This is a genomic window from Massilia horti (genome assembly GCF_004614195.1).
GTDB classification, from domain to species: domain Bacteria; phylum Pseudomonadota; class Gammaproteobacteria; order Burkholderiales; family Burkholderiaceae_D; genus Telluria; species Telluria horti.
This window is the reverse complement of sequence record NZ_SPUM01000102.1, coordinates 70,244-87,677: the sequence shown is the minus strand read 5'-3', so window position 1 is coordinate 87,677 and position 17,434 is coordinate 70,244. Positions and strand designations below refer to the sequence as shown.

Sequence of the window (17,434 nt, the reverse complement as noted above, 5' to 3'; positions counted from 1 at the left end):
TTCAGCCACATGTTGAAAAATAGTCGCGCAACCAAGGATCGGTTGAGCTTCTTACTTCGTTTACCGGGCCGTTTGCGATGATCTTGCCACGCGCGAGGGCGATCACTCGGTCGATGATCGACACGAGCAGGTCCACGTCGTGCGTGACGATGAATACCGTCAGGCTCAGGCTGTCCGCCAGCACGCGCACCAGGTGGCCGAAGTCGCGCGCGCTGACCGGGTCCAGGCCAGAGGTGGGCTCGTCGAGAAAGACGACCTCCGGCTCGAGCGCCAGGGCGCGGGCCAGGCCGACGCGCTTGCGCATCCCGCCGGAAAGCTGCGCCGGGGATTTGCAGCTGGCGTTGACGGGTAGCCCCACCAGGGCCAGGTTGAAGCCGACGATTGGCGCAATCACGTTGGGCGGCAGGTCGGTATGCTCGCGAAACGGTACGGCGACGTTTTCCGCAACGTTAAGCGAGGAAAACAGGGCGCCGTCCTGGAACAGCACGCCGAAATGCCGCCGCACCGAGTTCATCTGCTGTGGCTCGGCCGCACAGACGTTCACTCCCAGCAGTTCGATGCGCCCGCTGGTGGGGTGCATCAGGCCGATGATCTCGCGCAGCAGCACCGACTTGCCGCTGCCGCTGCCGCCGATCAGTCCGACCACCTCGCCGCGCCCCACCGCGAAGCTGACGCCGTCGTGCACCAGCTGTTCCCCGAAGCGGGTGACGACCGACTCGACCCTGATCACCTCGTCCATTCAGATCCCCAGCTGTTGGAAAATCACCGCGAACACCGCGTCCAGCACGATGACCCAGACGATGCATTGCACGACCGTGGAGGTGGTGTTGTCGCCCACGCCGTGCGCGTCGCGCGCGGCCAGGATGCCCATGCGGCACGCGATCAGCCCGATGAACACCGCGAACACCGGCGCCTTGGCGATTCCGATGACAAAATGCCGAATCGCGAGCACCGTATGCACGCGGTGGATGAACACTCCCGGCGAAATATTCAATTGCTTCGCGCATATGAGCATGCCGCCGAGGATGCCTGCGATGTCCCCTGCGAACACGAGCAGCGGCAGCGCCAGCATGAGTGCGAACAGGCGCGGGATGACCAGTACCTGGATCGGCGACAGGCCCAGCGTGGTAATGGCGTCGATTTCGTCGTTCAGCTTCATGGCCCCGATCTGTGCGGTGAAGGCGGCGCCCGAGCGGCCGGCGACGATCACCGAGGTGACGATGGGCGCCAGTTCGCGCGAGACCGCCAGGCCCACCCCGTCGGCCACGAACGCGCTCGCCCCATACAACTGCGCCTGCGACCCGAGCACGTAGGCGAGCACCACGCCGATCAGGAAGTTCACCAGCATCACGATGGGAATGGCGTCGATGCACACCGACTCGAAGTGCGACACCGTCTCGCGCAGGCGAAACAGGCCTGGATTGCGCAGCAAGGCAAGCGTTTCGAGCGCGACCGCACCGAGGAAGGCGACGTGGTTCGCCAAGAGTGAACCCAGCCGCAGGGTGGCCGAACCGATGCGGCGGACGAAGTTCGGACGCTCCGAGCGCTCCGTTGCCGGTGGCGTGCCCATCCGTTCACGCACCAGCTTGAGCAGGCGCAGGAAGCGTGGATCGAATCCGCGCGGGGTGATGTTTGCGGAGGTGCAGCCCAGTTCGGCCAGGTGCCGCACCAGGACAAAGCCGGCGGCGGTGTCCACCGATTCCAGCCGGCTGCCGTCCACGATGTAATCGCGCGCCGGCTCCAGGCGCAGGCCGCGCAGCAGGTCGACGATCGTCGGCACATTGGCCAGGCGCCAGGCCCCGATCAGGTACAGGACCTGGGCGCCGGCCTCGTGGGTCTGTTCGATCAGGCAGGGTTCAGCGCTCATGGTGGTTGCCGACAGATGTGTCGGGCGAGCCGGGGCGGGGCGCGCGGCGTGGTCAGGCCAAAAGAACAAGTCTCCGCCTTCGGTCGGCGGCTTCTTTGACCCGTATCAGAACCACGGTCGAACCTTGCTGCCGCGCCGGCGGTCGGGCGCGCGAGCCCAGCTGGAAGGGCGCTCTAGCGGGTTACGCGCGGCTGTCAAGGTCCCAAGCGTGGCGGATTTGCCTCTAATTGCCCAAAAAAAAACCTTTCCGGCTTGTCATCTTGGTCTAACCACTTTACGATTTGGCCTACCAGCAAAAATAACTGGTCGAACCAATTCGATCTGATACCCAAGAGGAGACTGGCAGTATGTCCACAGAGAGTATTTACCGATTCAAGCGCGTCACCCTGGCTTCGGCCGTTGCGGTGGCAGTGCTTCAGATGTCCGGCTACGCCCAGGCGCAGTCGGCTGACGGCGAGCAGGCGCAAATGCAGTCGGTGGTGGTGACCGGATCGCTGATCCGCCACGCTACCGACGAGGGCGCGAGCGCCGTTACCACCATCAAGGCCGCCGAGCTCGAAGCGCGTGGCCACACCGAGCTCAAGGACCTGGTGCTGGAAATGCCCGAGTCCCTGTCGCTGGGCACCAACAGCGGCGCGGCCGGCCCGATCACCAACCTGCGCGGCCTGGGCCCGATGCGTACGCTGACGCTGCTCAACGGCCGCCGCCTGGCCAACGAGCCGCTGCAAGACCAGTACGTGTCGGTCAACGTGATGCCGCGCATGGCCATGGACCGCGTCGAAACCCTGAAAGGCGGTGCCTCGTCCATCTACGGCGCGGACGCCATGGGCGGCGTGCAGAACTACTATACCAAGCGCGGCTACAATGGGGCTTCCGTCAAAGCCGAGTATGCCACGCCGCAGATGAATGGTGGCGGCCAGACCAAATCGTTCGGCGCCATTTTCGGCCGTGGCAATTTGAGCACCGATGGCTGGAACGCGTACATCGCCATCGACCACCAGGAAAAGACCGCGCTGTTCCAGGGCGACCGCCCGCAGCAGCACGATCCGGCGATCCTGCGCACGCTCGGCCTGGGCATGACCCCTGACAACAAGAACCCCAACCCGGCCGCCAACTTCGGCTTTGCCACTGGGTCGAACTCGAACTACAACACGACCTTCGCCAACGGCTGCTTGCCGCCGTATTCGGTGCCGGTACTGGGCAACAAGAGCGCTGACCCCAATCCGACCTATTCGCCGGGCTGCTTCCGCAATCCGCTGTTCTGGACCGCGATTACCGATGGCAGCAAGATCAGCAACATCAGCTCCCGCGTGAGCTGGAACCTGCCGGGTGGCCACAAGATCGACCTGGACATCCTGCACGCCAACTTCACCGTGCAGAAGTACCGCGGCATGCAAACGCCGGGCGCGAACCAGCCGGCCACCACCTATTCGATGCCGTCCACCAGCCGCTTCTACCCGGGCAACGGCATCACCCCGGCGGTGCAGGTTGTGGGCAGCAACACCGGCTCGAACTCGCCGACGATGTACATCGACCCGACCAAGACCCCGGGCACGGTCAGCAACCTGAACATGAACGGCCGGACCATCTACTTCGTGTGGGGTCCGGCGGAACTGGGGCCGGCTTATCGTAACGACGAGCAGACCAACAACCGCATCGTGCTGTCCGCCGAAGGCGAAGTGCTGGGCTGGGATTACCGCGTTGGCCTGAACTACGGCGCGGCCTACCGCGACACCCGCGTGGGCGAAGGCTACATCCTGTACTCGAAGGCGCAGGAAGGCTTCAACAAGGGCATCCTGAACCCGTTCGGCCTGCAGGACGCGGCCGGCCTGGAGTACCTCAAGAGCATCCAGGCGGAAGATTACACCTACCGTCTGAACAAGGCCTACAACAAGAGCGTCGACGCCACCTTCACGCGCGGCGTATGGGCGCTGCCGGGCGGCGACCTGATGCTGGCAGTGTCGGGCGAACTGCGCCGCGATTCGGCACGCACCTTCAACCCGCAGCTGGACTACGTGCTGAAGAAGCCTGACGGTAGCTACTACATCGACGCGTCCGGCAACGTGACGCAGTCCGACCTGGTCGGCGAAACCCCGCAGGGCGTGGCGAAGAAGCTGTACCGCGACATCAGCTCGCTGGTGCTCGAGGCGGAAGCACCGATCACCTCGACGTTCTCGCTCAACGGCGCGGTCCGTGCCGACCACTACCAGGACCTGAAGCAGACCACCGTCAATCCGAAGCTGGCCGCGCGCTGGCAGCCGATGCAGAACCTGGTGCTGCGCGGCTCGCTGTCGACCGGTTTCCGCGCGCCGTCGATCGCGGACATCCAGAATCCGACGCCGGAAGTGCGCACGCTGGTGATGGACGACCCGCAGAAGTGCCCGAGCTCGCAGCCGACCGTGCCCGGTACCGGCACCCCGCTGCCCGGCCTTTCGGCTGACCTGTACTGCAACGTGCAGACCATGTACTGGACCAAGTCGCCCAACAACGACTTCCTCAAGCCCGAAAAATCGCGCGGCTTCTCGTTCGGCGGCGCGTTTGAGCCGATCAAAGACCTGTCGATCACGCTCGACTACTGGGGCATTGGCTTGACCGACGTGCTGGGTGCAGTGGCGATCGCCGAGATCCAGCAGAACCCGGACAAGTACAACTCCTCGTTCATCCGTAAAGCCGACGGCACGATCGACCACATCATCGCGAGCCAGGCCAACCGTGGCCAGATGCGCACCCGTGGCGCTGACCTGTCGATCAGCTATCGTTTCCCGAAAACGAGCGTAGGCACCTTTGACGCCAAGCTGAACGGTACGTACATCCAGAAGTACGAGTTCCAGGCCGAGAAGGATGGCGCGTGGATGAGCAACGTGGGCATCATCACCAACGATGGCCGTTACGGCGGCGCGGGCCCGAACTCCGGCCTGGCAGGTATGCCGCAGATCAACCCGCGCTGGAAGCACACCGCTTCCGTCAGCTGGGGCAAAGGTCCGTTGAAAGCCACCCTGTCGCAGCGTTATAACACCGGCCTGACCGACCTGACGCCGCGCGCAGGTTCCAACCTGACCAAGGTGGAAGCGTACAGCCAGTACAACGTGAACGTGAAGTACACGGGCATTCCCAACACCTCGATCAACGTCGGTGTGAACAACATCACGGAAAAATGGCCGCCGCTCACCGCCAACACCATCTACAGCGGTGGCTACGTCACCAGCATGGCTGACATGATGGGTCGCGTGTACCGCTTCTCGGTCGAGTACAAGTTCTAAGCGGGGCCAGGTGCCGCACCGCGCGCCGGCAGTGTTGGCGCGTGGCGCGGTCCGTTCCGCCGCTTGCCAGCGCCCGCTCCCCTTGCATGCAAACCGTGCCGCCTGGCCCGGGCAAGGGGGCGGGCGCTTTTTAATTGGTTCGACCAATTGCCTATCTGATCTGACCAATCTAGAATAGCCCGATCACTAAAAACATTGTTACTTGGATGAGGGGACGCTTTGAGAAGTAAATACACCACGCTGATGGCCGCCGCCATTCTCGCCCTGTCGGTCAACGCAGCCTATGCCGAGGGACCGTATCGGAACCCGGATAACAAGAACCCGAACGACGTGGGAGAGGGAACCTACCCGATCCCGTACAAGATGCCGGTGGTGGCGGAGATCACCCAATCGCTGCAGCGCATTCGCGGCTACCTGGACAGCGTCACCCCGACCCGCATCGTCAGCAAGAAGACCGGCCAGCCGATCACCGACCTGACCAACCCGGTGGCGGACGCCGTCATCGAACCGGCCAAGGGCGACTTCGGCATCACCGTGTATGAAATGGGCGTGGTCCATGCGGGCCTGATCAAGGCGCGCCAGATCACGGGCGACGCCAGCTTTACCGCCATGACCGAGCGCCACCTGAACTTCATCGGCCAAACCTACCCATATTTCAAACGCCAGGAAGAGCAGTTCAAGCTGGAGCGCGCCAACAGCCTGGCCCGCCTGATCGACCCGCGCTCGCTGGACGATGCCGGTTCGTTCTGCACCACGGCCCTGATCCGCTCGCGCCTGAACAAGATCGGCCCGGACCTGCAGCCGATCATCGCCACCTGCAGCGACTGGGTCGCCAACAAACAGGTGCGCCTGAAAGACGGCACGCTGGCGCGCAACCGGCCGCAAGCCTGGTCCCTGTGGAATGACGACATGTACATGGGCGTACCCGCGCTGGCGGAAATGGCGCACATGACCGGCCAGAAGAAGTACTACGACGACGCCGTGAAGAACGTGCTGAACATGTCGCAGTACCTGTACAACGACAAGCTGGGCATCTACGCCCACGGCTGGAACGCCAACAATCCGGACGCGCCGCGCTTCTACTGGGGACGCGCCAATGGCTGGGCGGTACTGGCGATGTCCGACCTGCTGGACGTGCTGCCGAAGAACCACCCCGGCTATCCCAAGGTGCTGGCGCAGCTGCGCAAGTCCATCAAGGGCATATCCGAACTGCAGTCCGGCGCCGGCCTGTGGCACCAGATGCTGGACCGTCCGGATTCGTACCTGGAGACCTCGGCCAGCGCCATCTTCGTGTACGTGATCGCCCACGCGATCAACGAAGGCTGGATCAGCCCCACGACCTACGGCTCGATCGCACAGACCGGCTGGCAGGCGCTGTCGGCCAGGATCAACGAGCAAGGCCAGGTGGAAGGCACCTGCGTCGGCACCACCTTCGCAAGCGACCAGGCGTATTACTATGCGCGTCCGACCAGCGTGCACGCGCTGCACGGCTACGGTCCGATGCTGCTGGCCGGCGCTGAGATGATCCGCCTGATCAAGAATCCGGACATCTCGGTGGAGTACAAGGTGCGCACCTACCACTACATGCCGAAGGGCGTGCAAACCAACTACCGCGAGCACCACTGATTCGCGATGTACCGGGCAAAGCTGTTCTCAGCTTGCCCGGCTTAGCGGCGGTGCCAACCTGAGGCATACTTCGCACCGCGTGCGCAGCAAAGCTGCACACCCTACGATTCATCCGATGCGGCGCGTCGCGTAGGGTGTGCAGCTCTGCTGCGCACGCGGATCGTGAGGACCGTTAGCGTTTCAGCCAACAGGCCCCGGGAAGTGGCGCTTACGGCACCCGCACAATCCGCAAAGCCATATACGGCCGTCCCGGCAGCGCAATGCTGCGCCCGTCCTTGTCAGCGAACGTATAGTTATCGCGCTTTTTGACTTCGAAAATCCCGTCAACCGGCGTGACCGTCATGTTCCAGGTATCGATCACTTCCGCCCTGAACTTCATTCCATCGGCCAGGCCTGTCTTGAAAAGGACAAAAGGCCAGGCAGTGGGCGTGTCCCGCCCGAAGTAGCCGAGATAATACTGGGCGTGTTTTCCAGCAAACGGATTGCCTTGCCATTTGTCGATCGGCTCCAGGCCCTCGGCAGGACTCTCGCTCAGGATTTTTCTAAAGAACGCCAGCCGTGCCGGACTTTGGCCGTGCAACGTGCCGCCCTGGCCGGTCCAGGCACGGCCGCTCGGTTCGGTAAACGTTTCGCCGTGGCCCACGTAGGTACCCGCGATTGCGCCTTCCCAGAACCGCAGCACCATGTCCTCGCCGGAGAGCTGGCCCCAGCGTTGAGGGAAATTCCCTTCGTATTTGACTTCGTCGTACACGACCGGCTTGTTGTAAACGTCACGGTACAAAACGGCCCGTTCATAGTCCTCGGTGACCGCGCCGTTCTGGATGCTAACGTGTGTCACCCACGGTTTGGTATGGTTGTAGAGGACGAAAGCGTTATGGATGGAGCGCAGGTGCTGGTATGGATCGCTCATCTGCACGATCTCGAAATAACGGTCCCAGTCTTCCGGCTTTTTCTCCTTCAGAAAGTCGAACTCGTTGGCCATCGACCACCAGACATTCCGATACGCGGCCAGGCGCGCGACCACATATTTCAGATAGCGCTCATTCACGTCGGCCGGCATGCGGTCGAAGCCCCAATGCCCCTTGTCGTAAGGGTGGAACAAAATGAGGTCCGCTTCGATGCCAAGCGTGCGCAGCTGCGAAATCCTTTGTTCCAGGTGACGGAAGAAAGCAGGGTTGAATCGGGAGAAGTCCCACTGCAACGGCGCGGTGCCCTCGAACGGATACAGTGAGGGCGTATTTTTCACGTCACTGTTCGGGAACACCGCCATCCGGATCTTGTTGAAGGGGCTGGTGGCAAGCGTCTGCAAAGTCTGCTGTTGCAACTGCTCGCCTTGATGGGCCCAGGCATAGCTGGTGGTGCCCACCTGCCAAAAAGGCGTCCCGTCCTCGTACCCGAAATGGAAGGTATTGCGCACCCTGACAGGGCCGTGATTGCCAGTTGCCGGGGCGACGGCCGTGAAGCTTCCGCGTTTGCCGTTCAGGATCGGGCGGTTGCTGCTCGTCTCGTATTGCCAGACCCCGACGCTATCAGGCATGAAGCGGATCTTGTACTTGCCGTCGCCATCGTAAAACCCTGTAGCCTGCAGTTGGCGCTGACCCTGGCGAAAAACAGCCGAGAGTTCGACCTCCATGAACGGATTGCCGGTGCTGGGACCGGCAAGCTCGATTTCGATGGTTCCCCACTTTTCGACAGGACCGTTCGCTGCCGCGATCCCGAATCCGTTCACCGAGGGTCCACTCTTAGGCTGTGCGTGCGCAAGCGGCGCGCACAGCGCCATGCCCAGCGCCGCCGCCCACAACAAAAACTGTCTTCTCATGATTCAACCTGCTTTTTTGGCTCTGTCGGCTCAGCCGGCCAGCGATTCGTTGTACACCTTGCCGCCGATCGTGACGTTGCGCAGGGTGACCCGTTTGGCGTTGTGGAGGAACCAGGGCATATCCGCGTTGATCGGGGTGCCGAAATCGCAGTCGCTGATGGTCACGTCGGTCACCGGCAGGATTGGCGCGCCCGCCGGGCCGTTGTAGCTGGTGGCCACCGGCCCCATGACCACGAACGCCTGGTAGCACGAGAAGCTGCCTTCCTTCGAATTGACGTTCGAAACCTTGATGTCGGAGATGTGGATGTCCGATATTTCGGGAGGACGGCTGCGCACCAGGTCGAAAGCCGGCGAGTAGTCGCAGTCGAAAGTGATCACGGCGCCCGCGCCCGCCGCTGCGGTCTTCGCGGGCACCGGTCCGCCTGGCATCGGGGTGTAGAAGCCCGGCTTGAGGCGCACGCCGTTCGGCAATTTCAGGTCGCGCACGTAGAAGTGGCGCAGGTAGCCGCCACGGTTCATGTTGGTCTTCAGGCGTACCGCGGTGTTGAGCGGGTCGGTGGCCCAGTTGATGTTGCGCACGTCCAGGTGCTGGGCGTACACGTGCTCGATCCCGGCCGACATTTCGCTGCCCAGCGTGACGGCGCCGTGGCCGCTGTTCATGACGCTGTTTTGGATCACCACGTTGCGCGTCGGGCCGTATTGGGTGTCCAGGTTTTTGCCGGCCTTGATGGCGATGCAGTCGTCGCCGGTGTTGAACCAGCACCCGTCCACCAGGACGGTATCGCAGGATTCGGGATCGAAGCCGTCCGAGTTCGGCCCGATGCTATCCATCCTGACCTTCGAAATGTGGACGTTGCGCGAATTGACGGGATGGTGGATCCAGAACGGCGTGCTCACCACCTGGTAGCCCTGCATCAGCACGTCGGTGCAATCGATGAATTCGACCATGCTCGGGCGCAGGAAGTGCCCCAGTCCGAATACGCGGCGCTCCACAGGCACGCCCGCTTCCGACAGCGCCGGCAGGAACATCTCGTCGCTGCGCCAGTTAGGCTTGTCGCCCTGGATGCGCGCCAGCGTGGCTGCGTCCAGTTGCGGCGCAAGCGCGGCCAGCGACTCAGGGTTGGCCGGATTGTTGACGCCCTGGTGCAGCGCCCCGGGTAGGGCGCCCTTGCGATTCATGCCCCACCAGCAGGTGCCGCTGCCATCTTCGAACGGCACGCCGGCCTGGCCATTGAGCACGCTGGTCCAGTCCTCGCCCGTGATCGCGATATTCTTCTGCCCGCGCGCATACACCATCGACGAGAAGTTCAGGCAGTCGTTGCCCTGCCAGCGCGACAGAATCAGCTTGCCGTTCGGGCCGCAGTCGTAGTCGCCGTCGCGTGCAAAGTCGTGCGGGTTGGCGCTGAAGAAGACCTGTGCGTTTGCGGCCAGGTGCACATGCACGTTCGACAGCAGCACGATCGGTCCTTTGCAGTACCAGTTCCCGGCCGGGATCAGGACACGTCCGCCACCGGCCTTGTGGGCTGCTGCGATCGCGTCGCGAATGGCCGGATAGCTGTCATGCGATCCGGCGACGGGCGTGTCGACCTCGCCCTTGTGTTCGATGGTCACGAAGCCCTTCACTTTGCGCAGGCTGCATGGCTTGGCGCCGTATTTGGTGATGTCGAAGTCGCGCTTCGGGAATGGCAAAGGCTTGGCGAAGCGGTCGATGATCTGTTGTGCTCGTGCCCAGGGATCGGCAGGCGCGGCGCCAGCGAGCGAAGGCAAGCCGGTTGCGGAAAGTAGCCCGGCGGCTGCGGCAGATTTCAGGAGCGTGCGGCGACGCGCGAAACGAGGGGGCATGGTCATGTTGATGTCTCCAGTTGTTGGATCTTGGCGCGCCTGCCCAATTGCGGCGCGAACTGGAGCACCTCGCGTGCTCCGTGCCGTTCAGACGAGGGCCACGCCGAATCGGTGGCCGAGGTCGCCCGGTCGTTAAATTGTTGTGTCGTCCGCCGATTTATCGGTGGCGACGAAAGGTTTATGGGCGTGCGCTCGCTTGTTGCGGATGCGCGCGCGACCAGGTTTCATACTGCTCCAGCGCCTTGGCCGGTCCAGTGCCGTACCAGCTGTAGCCATTGCGCCGTTCGAGGCTGATCTCATTGACGTCGTCATGGATGGTGCGGTCGCGATCGCCGAAGATCGGCTTCATCGACGCGATATCGTACAGGCGCGACCAGATCGGGCCGGCGCCGGGCTTGGCAACCGCCTGACGCCCAACATCCTTCGACTTCCCGGTCCATTCGACATCGCGTACCGCAACGCGCTTGAGCCATGCGGCGCCGGCATGCACGGCCGCGACCACTTCCGGCGACGGGTTGGGCAGGCCCATGAGGTACACGAGCACCGGAGCGGTCTCGTTGCTGGTCAGCGCCGCCGGTTCGAAGTTGCGCGCGGCCGTCGGCTCGAGCGTGAGCGCGTCGTGCTGCTGGCCCCAGCCGGTGTGTACGCCGTCGACTTTCACCTGGGTCGTCAGGATCAGGCGCAGCGCCTTTGCCGCCGCCTCGCGCGCTTCATAGGCAACGTCGGCCGGGACGAAGCCATAGTCGCCCTGGCGTGCAGCCACGCTGTCGAGCACTTCTACCGCCTGGATCAGCGCGTCGTCGTTGAAGGTGATGGCGTCGTGATAGTCGCCCTCCAGCGGATAGACCTGCGGGAAGCCGCCGTTGGGATATTGGGAGTTGAGCAGATAGCGCACGCCTTTGAGGAAGGCATCGCGATACACCTTGCCCGCCTCACCCGGCGCCTGCGCCTGCACGCGGGCGAGGAAGCGCAGCTCGGTGGTGGTGGCATCGTTGTCGATCGTCCCGACATAAGCCCATTTGCCTTCGACCAGCACGTAGCTCTGGCCGCGCTGGCGCACGGGTCCCGTGCGATTGACGTTCTTGCCCCAGCCGCCGGCCGGGGTCTGGAAGCTGACGATATTGTCGGCGACGTGGCGCGCTTCGGGCGACGCATACCATGCGGCGCCGCGATTGAGCGGCATGCCGGAACCGGTGCCACGTCCGTCAAACGGCCCTTCGGGAGCGGAGCCCGCCGCGCGCTCGGCAGCCAGTGCCGCCTGGTCGGCCGCCATCAGCTTGCGCGAGCGCTCAAGATAGGCGCGCCACGGCGCCTGCTGCGCGGCCGGGAGGCTCGCGATCCGTGCCTCGGTAACTTCCTTGGCCGGGGTCAGGTGGCCGACCACCGCGGCAATCGACGCCGCCGGAATGGCCGCCAGCGCCATCCAGAGCGGCGCTGTATAGAAGGCCTTCATCCCGCGAGCCCTCCCGGTGCTCGCGGCTTTTTTAACTGCTGCCCTTTTCAAATCTTCCTCCAATTTGTCTCATGATGTTTTTGTTGTCGTCCGGTCGAGCGACGACAGCATTTATGTTCACATATTCCAGAACCCGGACGCAAATTCGATTTACGGCAGGCGCTGGAATCCCTCGGCCCGCACGACCCAGCTGCCGTCGTTAGGGAAGCCGGGGGCGGGGCGTGCCGGCGCGCCGTCCCAGCCGCCGGCCATCATTGCCACGGCCGCGAGTAGCGCGCCGTTGCCAGGCAGGTAAACAGGCAGTCCCTTGTTGGGATTGTGTCCGGCCTGGGTGTACCCGTTGTTCGGGCCATCGGACTTGAGCAGCACCTTGACGGCCAGCTCCGGCGCTTCGAGCCTGGCGGCCGTCATCGCGATCATCGGGTAGTCCCAGCCCCAGATCTTGGTAGCCCAGTCCCACTTCGTCAGTACTGCGTCGAGCGTGCGGCGCATGACCGCGCGGTCAACGCCATCGCCCGGCAGCTGGCCCAGCGCCATCAGGAACGACGGATGGTCGTGGCGGCTCTCCACGTTGTCCCAGGTGTCCGGGTGCGACTCCACCGCGACATACTTGCCGTCCTTTTGTGGCAGCGCCGACAGGTGCGTGCGTTTGTCTTCCCAGTCCGGATCGCGCGGAAGGCCGAGCCGCTCACGCCACTGCTGCGCGATCTCCAGACCGCGTGCCCAGTAGCTCAGTTCATAGGTCGGGTTCATGCTCGTGGACTGGTCATAGATCTCCTGTGCGATCCACAGCGGCGGCCCGAGCACGTAGCGCTTGCGCTCGGACTCCCAGTACAACATGGACGACATGGCCTGCGCGGTCTCGAACACCAATTCACGGTAGCGCGCCAGCGTGGCGGGCGAGGGATCGGCGCGGTACAGCAGCTCGGCGAGGTGGATCGGGTGCGGCTGGTTCCAGACGATCAGCGGATTGCCACCCGGGCTTTCGCGGCCCTCCGGTCCGGTCATCTTCATCCAGCGTGCGCCTTGCAGCCCGCGCTCGGCCGCGACGGCGCGGGCCGCCGGAAGGGTTCGCTGGTACCAGCTGAGGGTGCGCGCCGTGTAAGCGGGGCGGCCCCACAGCGCGAAGTGCGCAGTGTGCCACCACACCATCTCGGTATGGTGCTTGCCATACCAGGTGGCCGTGGTCAGCCCGCTTTCCTGGGCCGGCAAGTCGTCACCCAGCTGGATCGCGGCCAGGTACTGCGACAGCACCACACGGCGCTCGAGTTCATGCGCACGCGGGTCGGTGCTGCCGCTGAAGTCGACGGCGGCGCCGCTCTTCCAGTATGCGAGGAAGTAGGCGTTACTGGCCTCGAACACGTTCGCGCTATTTTGCGCTGGGGCGACGCCGGCCTGGGCGAACGACACGGTCACGTCCAGCGTTTCGCCTGCCTTTGGCGCAATCTCGAAAACATGGGTCTGCGGATGGGCGATCTTCAACGCGGCGGTGCTTGCCAGCGTCATGGCGTAGCGCGAGCCGTCGCGCTCATGTTCCACGACCAGCTTGTCGCCGGTTTGCTCCAGCACTACGGTAGAGTGCGCGTCCGGCGTGCGCCAATCCAGTGGAGGATTGTGCTTCACGCGCAGGTCGTAGCCGAGGGGGAGGGCGATGCGCACGGCGACGCGGCCGCTGGCGAACAGGGGGGACTGGATGCGCAGTGCCAGCGTGTCGCTGTCCGGACTGACCGCGCTGGTCACGCTGACCGGCTGCCCCAGCAGCTGCACGCGGCTGTGCAGCTGGCCCTTCCACATGTCCAGCCGCTGGTCGATGCCGGTCAGGTCCGCGCTTGCGATGGGGCGCGCATCGGCGCCGGTCAGCACGAACCCGATTTGCGGAAGCGGCTGGATATGGGGATTCTCGCGCAGCCACTGTCCGGCCGGGGTGTTTGCGTTGGTGGGGTAGCCGACGGTGCGGCCATGTGCGGTGAAATCGCGGTTGGCATCAGCCAGTTTGTAGCCGTTGGGGTTGGGGTTCTGATGCCACGACCAGCGGGCCTGGGTTTCGATCGGCGTGCCTTTGGACCAGTAATGGTCCGGCAGGGTCTGCAGGCCAGTCACATCGGCAGTGAAGACAAAGCGCCCGTTACCGACTGAGAGGGGCGCCATCGGATCAATCGCCTGCAGATGCGGATTGTGGCGCGTGACGACGGCGTAACGGTCGATTGGCTGGGGTGGGGGAGCGGCATTGGCACTCGCCAGGGTAACGAGCAGGGAAACACAAGCAAGATAACGTCGCGTCATGGCAGGCTGGGTTGCATGGCCGGCGGTGGGCAGCAGGGTAGGGCGCACCGGTCAATGGAGTTACAGGTGAGTGCTTCTGGTTAAGCATCATAAGCGAAATGCAACATTAGGCAAAGTTCTAAAGCCTCTTTGGAAAATTTCTCCTGTTGGAATTCGCCTGTTGACCTGTCTCCCTTGACTGCTGCCAACGTAGTCTCTAAGGAGCGGAATAAGAATGCCCGTTCAACGTACAACGGAGGAAAAAAAGGTCAGCTCGAAGGCTGACCTGTCTTTTCGATTCTATTGGTCGGCGGCTGAAGGCCGATCACCCGGAGATCCGGCGAATCTTCGCTGACTTCCAAATGGCCCCGTGCCCATCACATATTCAGTAGGCGGTGGTGGTAGCGCAGCCGACCAGGCGATTCAATGAAGCTCCCAAAACCAGACCTCGGCTGAATCCCAAAAACACGCACTGCTGCATTGAATTAGAGGCCAATCCTCGAAAGAGACGAGGTCAATATGCCCCTGTCGCGTCCCGTGGAGTTGAAAGAAGGAGATGATGCCGCGCCTCCGGTCGATGTGGGTGTGCGCGTCTCTGCCGTCTCTGTATTTCTCCGGCTTGCCGACCTCGTGCACTAGAAAATCCGACAGCACGCGTTGACTTGGTTCGAGTTGCTCCCCTTTGAACTTCCCCGCCTTAATCCGCAGTCTGGCCGGCCCAGTTCTGATCTTAATGCCGGCCGCAATCAGTGCCACGCTCATTCGAATCGCGCACGTGTTTTCCCAGTTCGGCTCTTGCGCCAAATTTGGGTGTCCAATCGCATCATAGACCTGTGGGACCGTGACCTGATATCCCATGTGGTGTGCTTTGAGCACGGCAAATAACGGTTTCATCGTTGCTTCCTCCGATCTGCGCAGGGCCATTTGCGACCCCAGATTTCCACGATCAGGTCGCCTGCGTTGCGCTTTAGCTGCTGTGGCGGAAGCTTGCGCAATCCGACCAGGACGTCATCCAATAGGGCTTCTGGTCCCGGGTGGTAGCGCTGGCTGTAGCACCACCCCCTACCTTCCGTCGTGTCATGCACGCCGTTGATGTAAGCGCGTGCCCGCTCGGACTCCAGGTACTCTTCTGGTGTGAGATCGAAGTTGTTTTTGACGTCTGGCCGGAAGGTCACCATTTTTAAGAGCCGCTCGCCAGTCATCCAAGGGCCGTCCCAGGCGGGCTGCGCGAAACATGGGACCGCGACCGCTAGACCCAATAGGATCAGGCCGCGCATTTACACCACCCGATTGGATGCAAGGTCCCACCCGCCGACCGTACTGCCACCGACGCCCCCTGAAATTCGCTGCTGGGTGTACGTCCACTTCACTTTGGAGAACTTAAGCCCGATGTTCTCCGTCATCCCTCCGTCGTTCACGCCCTGGGCCACGTGCGACACCAGCACGTTCTCGAGCTCCACCTCGTAGTACTTGACCCGCTTGCCATCGCCATCCGCGCGGTAGAATTCGAGTTTCGCCTTTGGTATCGTCTTGCCCATCGCGCAGTGTTGCGCCAGGATTGGTGAAGCAAGATCAGCAAGCTTGTGGAAGGTGACATCCGAGAGCTCTGCACGCCCGGCAGTGTGCCCGCCGCTGGTCGACGTCGTCGTGCTTTTCGGTTGATTGATGGTCCAGTTGACCGACGTGCACTCGATCCAGCCCCTGTGCACTTCGTCGGCCGATTCGCCCTTGATTTCACCTAGCTTCAGGTATGCATCGATGGCCATTTTTCCTCCGTGGTTGGTGTAAGGCCATTTTCACGGAGTTGGATTTGCGGCAACTTGTTTACGGTCAACAGAAGGCTCGTTGCAGGTCAAACGCATAGCGGCAGCCGGACAGCCACGGCTCAAAACAAAAAAGGGTCGCAAGCGATAAGCTTGTGACCCCTGATCGTTCGCTTTAATACTCGGCCGTGGGAAGTGTAATGACAGCGGCAAGTCCGCCGCCTTCGCGCGCTTCCAGCCGCCATTCGCCGCCGTAGCGGGTAACGATCGCGTTGACGATCGATAGGCCAAGTCCGCTGCCATTGCCGCCGCCTTTGCGCCAGAAACGCTGCCCGGCATTGCGGATATCGGCATCGCTCATTCCGGGGCCATGGTCCACGGCGGTGAATGTCACCCGACGCAGCCCCGGCTGGATGCGCAGGGTGACCGGTGTGTCCTGTGCGCCGTAGCGGACTGCATTGTCGAGAATGTTGCGCAGCGCGGTAATGGCCAGTGATGCGGGCACGCCCAGCGTGTGGGCAGCTCCGCCTTCGTCGGCCACATGCACCCTTTCACCATGATGGCTACCCAATTGCGCGATCGCCGCGCGGGCGGCCGTGCCCGCGTCAATCGCTTCATCTTCGTCGAACGACACCGACCCCTCGACCCGGGCGAGCGTCAGCAACTGATCGATCGTCCCTTGGAGCCGCCGCACGCCTTCCTCGGCCTGGCTCAATGCGGTGTGGCGCGCCAAGCCGCCGCCGGCCAGGCGCGCCACCTGGATATGCGTCTTCACGCCGGTGAGTGGCGTGCGTAATTCGTGGGCGGCGTCGCCCGTGAACCGGCGTTCGCGCTCGATCGCGCGCCCGAGCCTGGCCAGCAGCGTGTTCACGGTCGAGGCCAGCGGCGACAGTTCGGGCGGCAGATCCTGTTCGGGCAACGGCTGCAGCGCGTGCGGCGCGCACGAGGCGAGCGTGCTACGGATGCGCTCGAGCGGACGCAGGCAGCGGCGCACGGCGAACCAGAGCGCGAACATGGTCGCGATCATGGCGACCAGGAACGGCACAAAGGTGGTGAGCGCGATGTCGTGAAACAGCCGTTCGCGCCGTTCCACCCGGTCGGCGGTCGTGATGCGCACGCCATTGCGTTCCACCGTGTAGCTGCGCCAGCCGACGCCGTCGATGATCCGGGTGCGAAAGCCGGGGGTGACCATTCCAAGCTGTCTGGGGCTGTTCTGGGTGCGGCCGATGACAGCGCCGCGCAGCAACCGGATTTCGCACGCGACGCCGTCGGTGGGCACCAGGTAGGGCTCGGAAATGGGCGTGTCGGGCCGCCCGGCCAGTTGCGCCGAGTCGGCCACCAGCGCCGCCACCATGCGTGCCGATGCCGCCAGGCGCTCGTCGAGCGCGTCGCGAAATTCGCCGCGCAGGTCAATCAGCATCCACACGGAGGAGAGCGCCCAGAACAGCGCAAAGCAGGAGCCGATCGTGAGAAGTAGGCGCAGGCGCAGGGTCATGTTTCACCCATTGTTCAAAAAGCGTTGGACTATGGCGACGAAACAAT

At 63.3% G+C, this 17,434-nt stretch carries 12 protein-coding genes; 2 read left to right on the top strand and 10 right to left on the bottom strand.

Going from position 1 to position 17,434, the window contains the following annotated elements:
- Nucleotide 1: 1 nt before the first annotated feature.
- Nucleotides 2–739, bottom strand: coding sequence for an ABC transporter ATP-binding protein (locus E4O92_RS15085; protein WP_135190556.1), 738 nt, complete (start codon nucleotides 737–739; stop codon nucleotides 2–4).
- Nucleotides 740–1,867, bottom strand: a complete 1,128-nt coding sequence (locus tag E4O92_RS15080; RefSeq protein ID WP_135190555.1) for an MlaE family ABC transporter permease — start codon at nucleotides 1,865–1,867, stop codon at nucleotides 740–742.
- 347 nt (nucleotides 1,868–2,214) lie between these two features.
- On the opposite strand from E4O92_RS15080, the gene E4O92_RS15075 reads away from it, so the two are divergent.
- Both E4O92_RS15075 and E4O92_RS15070 read left to right on the top strand, forming a co-directional pair.
- Nucleotides 2,215–5,127, top strand: coding sequence for a TonB-dependent receptor domain-containing protein (locus E4O92_RS15075; protein WP_135190554.1), 2,913 nt, complete (start codon nucleotides 2,215–2,217; stop codon nucleotides 5,125–5,127).
- Between the two features lie 219 nt (nucleotides 5,128–5,346).
- A complete protein-coding gene (locus tag E4O92_RS15070) occupies nucleotides 5,347–6,753 on the top strand; it encodes a glycoside hydrolase family 88/105 protein (RefSeq protein ID WP_229483389.1) in 1,407 nt (468 codons plus the stop codon).
- Nucleotides 6,754–6,961: 208 nt separating this feature from the next.
- On the opposite strand, the gene E4O92_RS15065 is transcribed toward E4O92_RS15070, so the two are convergent.
- The 8 genes from E4O92_RS15065 to E4O92_RS15030 form a co-directional block, all read right to left on the bottom strand.
- Nucleotides 6,962–8,572: a DUF5060 domain-containing protein gene (locus E4O92_RS15065; RefSeq protein ID WP_229483387.1), complete on the bottom strand. Its 1,611-nt coding sequence runs from the start codon at nucleotides 8,570–8,572 to the stop codon at nucleotides 6,962–6,964.
- Between the two features lie 30 nt (nucleotides 8,573–8,602).
- Nucleotides 8,603–10,420, bottom strand: coding sequence for a glycoside hydrolase family 28 protein (locus E4O92_RS15060; protein WP_135190553.1), 1,818 nt, complete (start codon nucleotides 10,418–10,420; stop codon nucleotides 8,603–8,605).
- A 172-nt stretch (nucleotides 10,421–10,592) separates the two neighbouring features.
- Nucleotides 10,593–11,867 carry a pectate lyase gene (gene pelA / locus E4O92_RS15055; RefSeq protein ID WP_135190552.1) on the bottom strand — a complete coding sequence of 425 codons (1,275 nt, stop codon included), beginning with the start codon at nucleotides 11,865–11,867 and terminating at the stop codon, nucleotides 10,593–10,595.
- A 150-nt stretch (nucleotides 11,868–12,017) separates the two neighbouring features.
- Nucleotides 12,018–14,150, bottom strand: a complete 2,133-nt coding sequence (locus E4O92_RS15050; protein ID WP_135190551.1) for a hypothetical protein — start codon at nucleotides 14,148–14,150, stop codon at nucleotides 12,018–12,020.
- Nucleotides 14,151–14,552: 402 nt separating this feature from the next.
- Nucleotides 14,553–15,023 (bottom strand): T6SS effector amidase Tae4 family protein, encoded by a 471-nt coding sequence (locus E4O92_RS15045; protein WP_167759802.1) that lies wholly within the window; start codon nucleotides 15,021–15,023, stop codon nucleotides 14,553–14,555.
- Entirely contained in the window at nucleotides 15,020–15,406 is a 387-nt protein-coding gene (locus E4O92_RS15040) for a Rap1a/Tai family immunity protein (protein ID WP_135190549.1), read from the bottom strand. The genes E4O92_RS15045 and E4O92_RS15040 overlap by 4 nt, the downstream gene beginning before the upstream one ends.
- A complete protein-coding gene (locus tag E4O92_RS15035; RefSeq protein ID WP_135190548.1) occupies nucleotides 15,407–15,895 on the bottom strand; it encodes an Hcp family type VI secretion system effector in 489 nt (162 codons plus the stop codon).
- A 172-nt stretch (nucleotides 15,896–16,067) separates the two neighbouring features.
- A complete protein-coding gene (locus E4O92_RS15030; RefSeq protein WP_135190547.1) occupies nucleotides 16,068–17,387 on the bottom strand; it encodes an ATP-binding protein in 1,320 nt (439 codons plus the stop codon).
- Nucleotides 17,388–17,434: the final 47 nt, after the last annotated feature.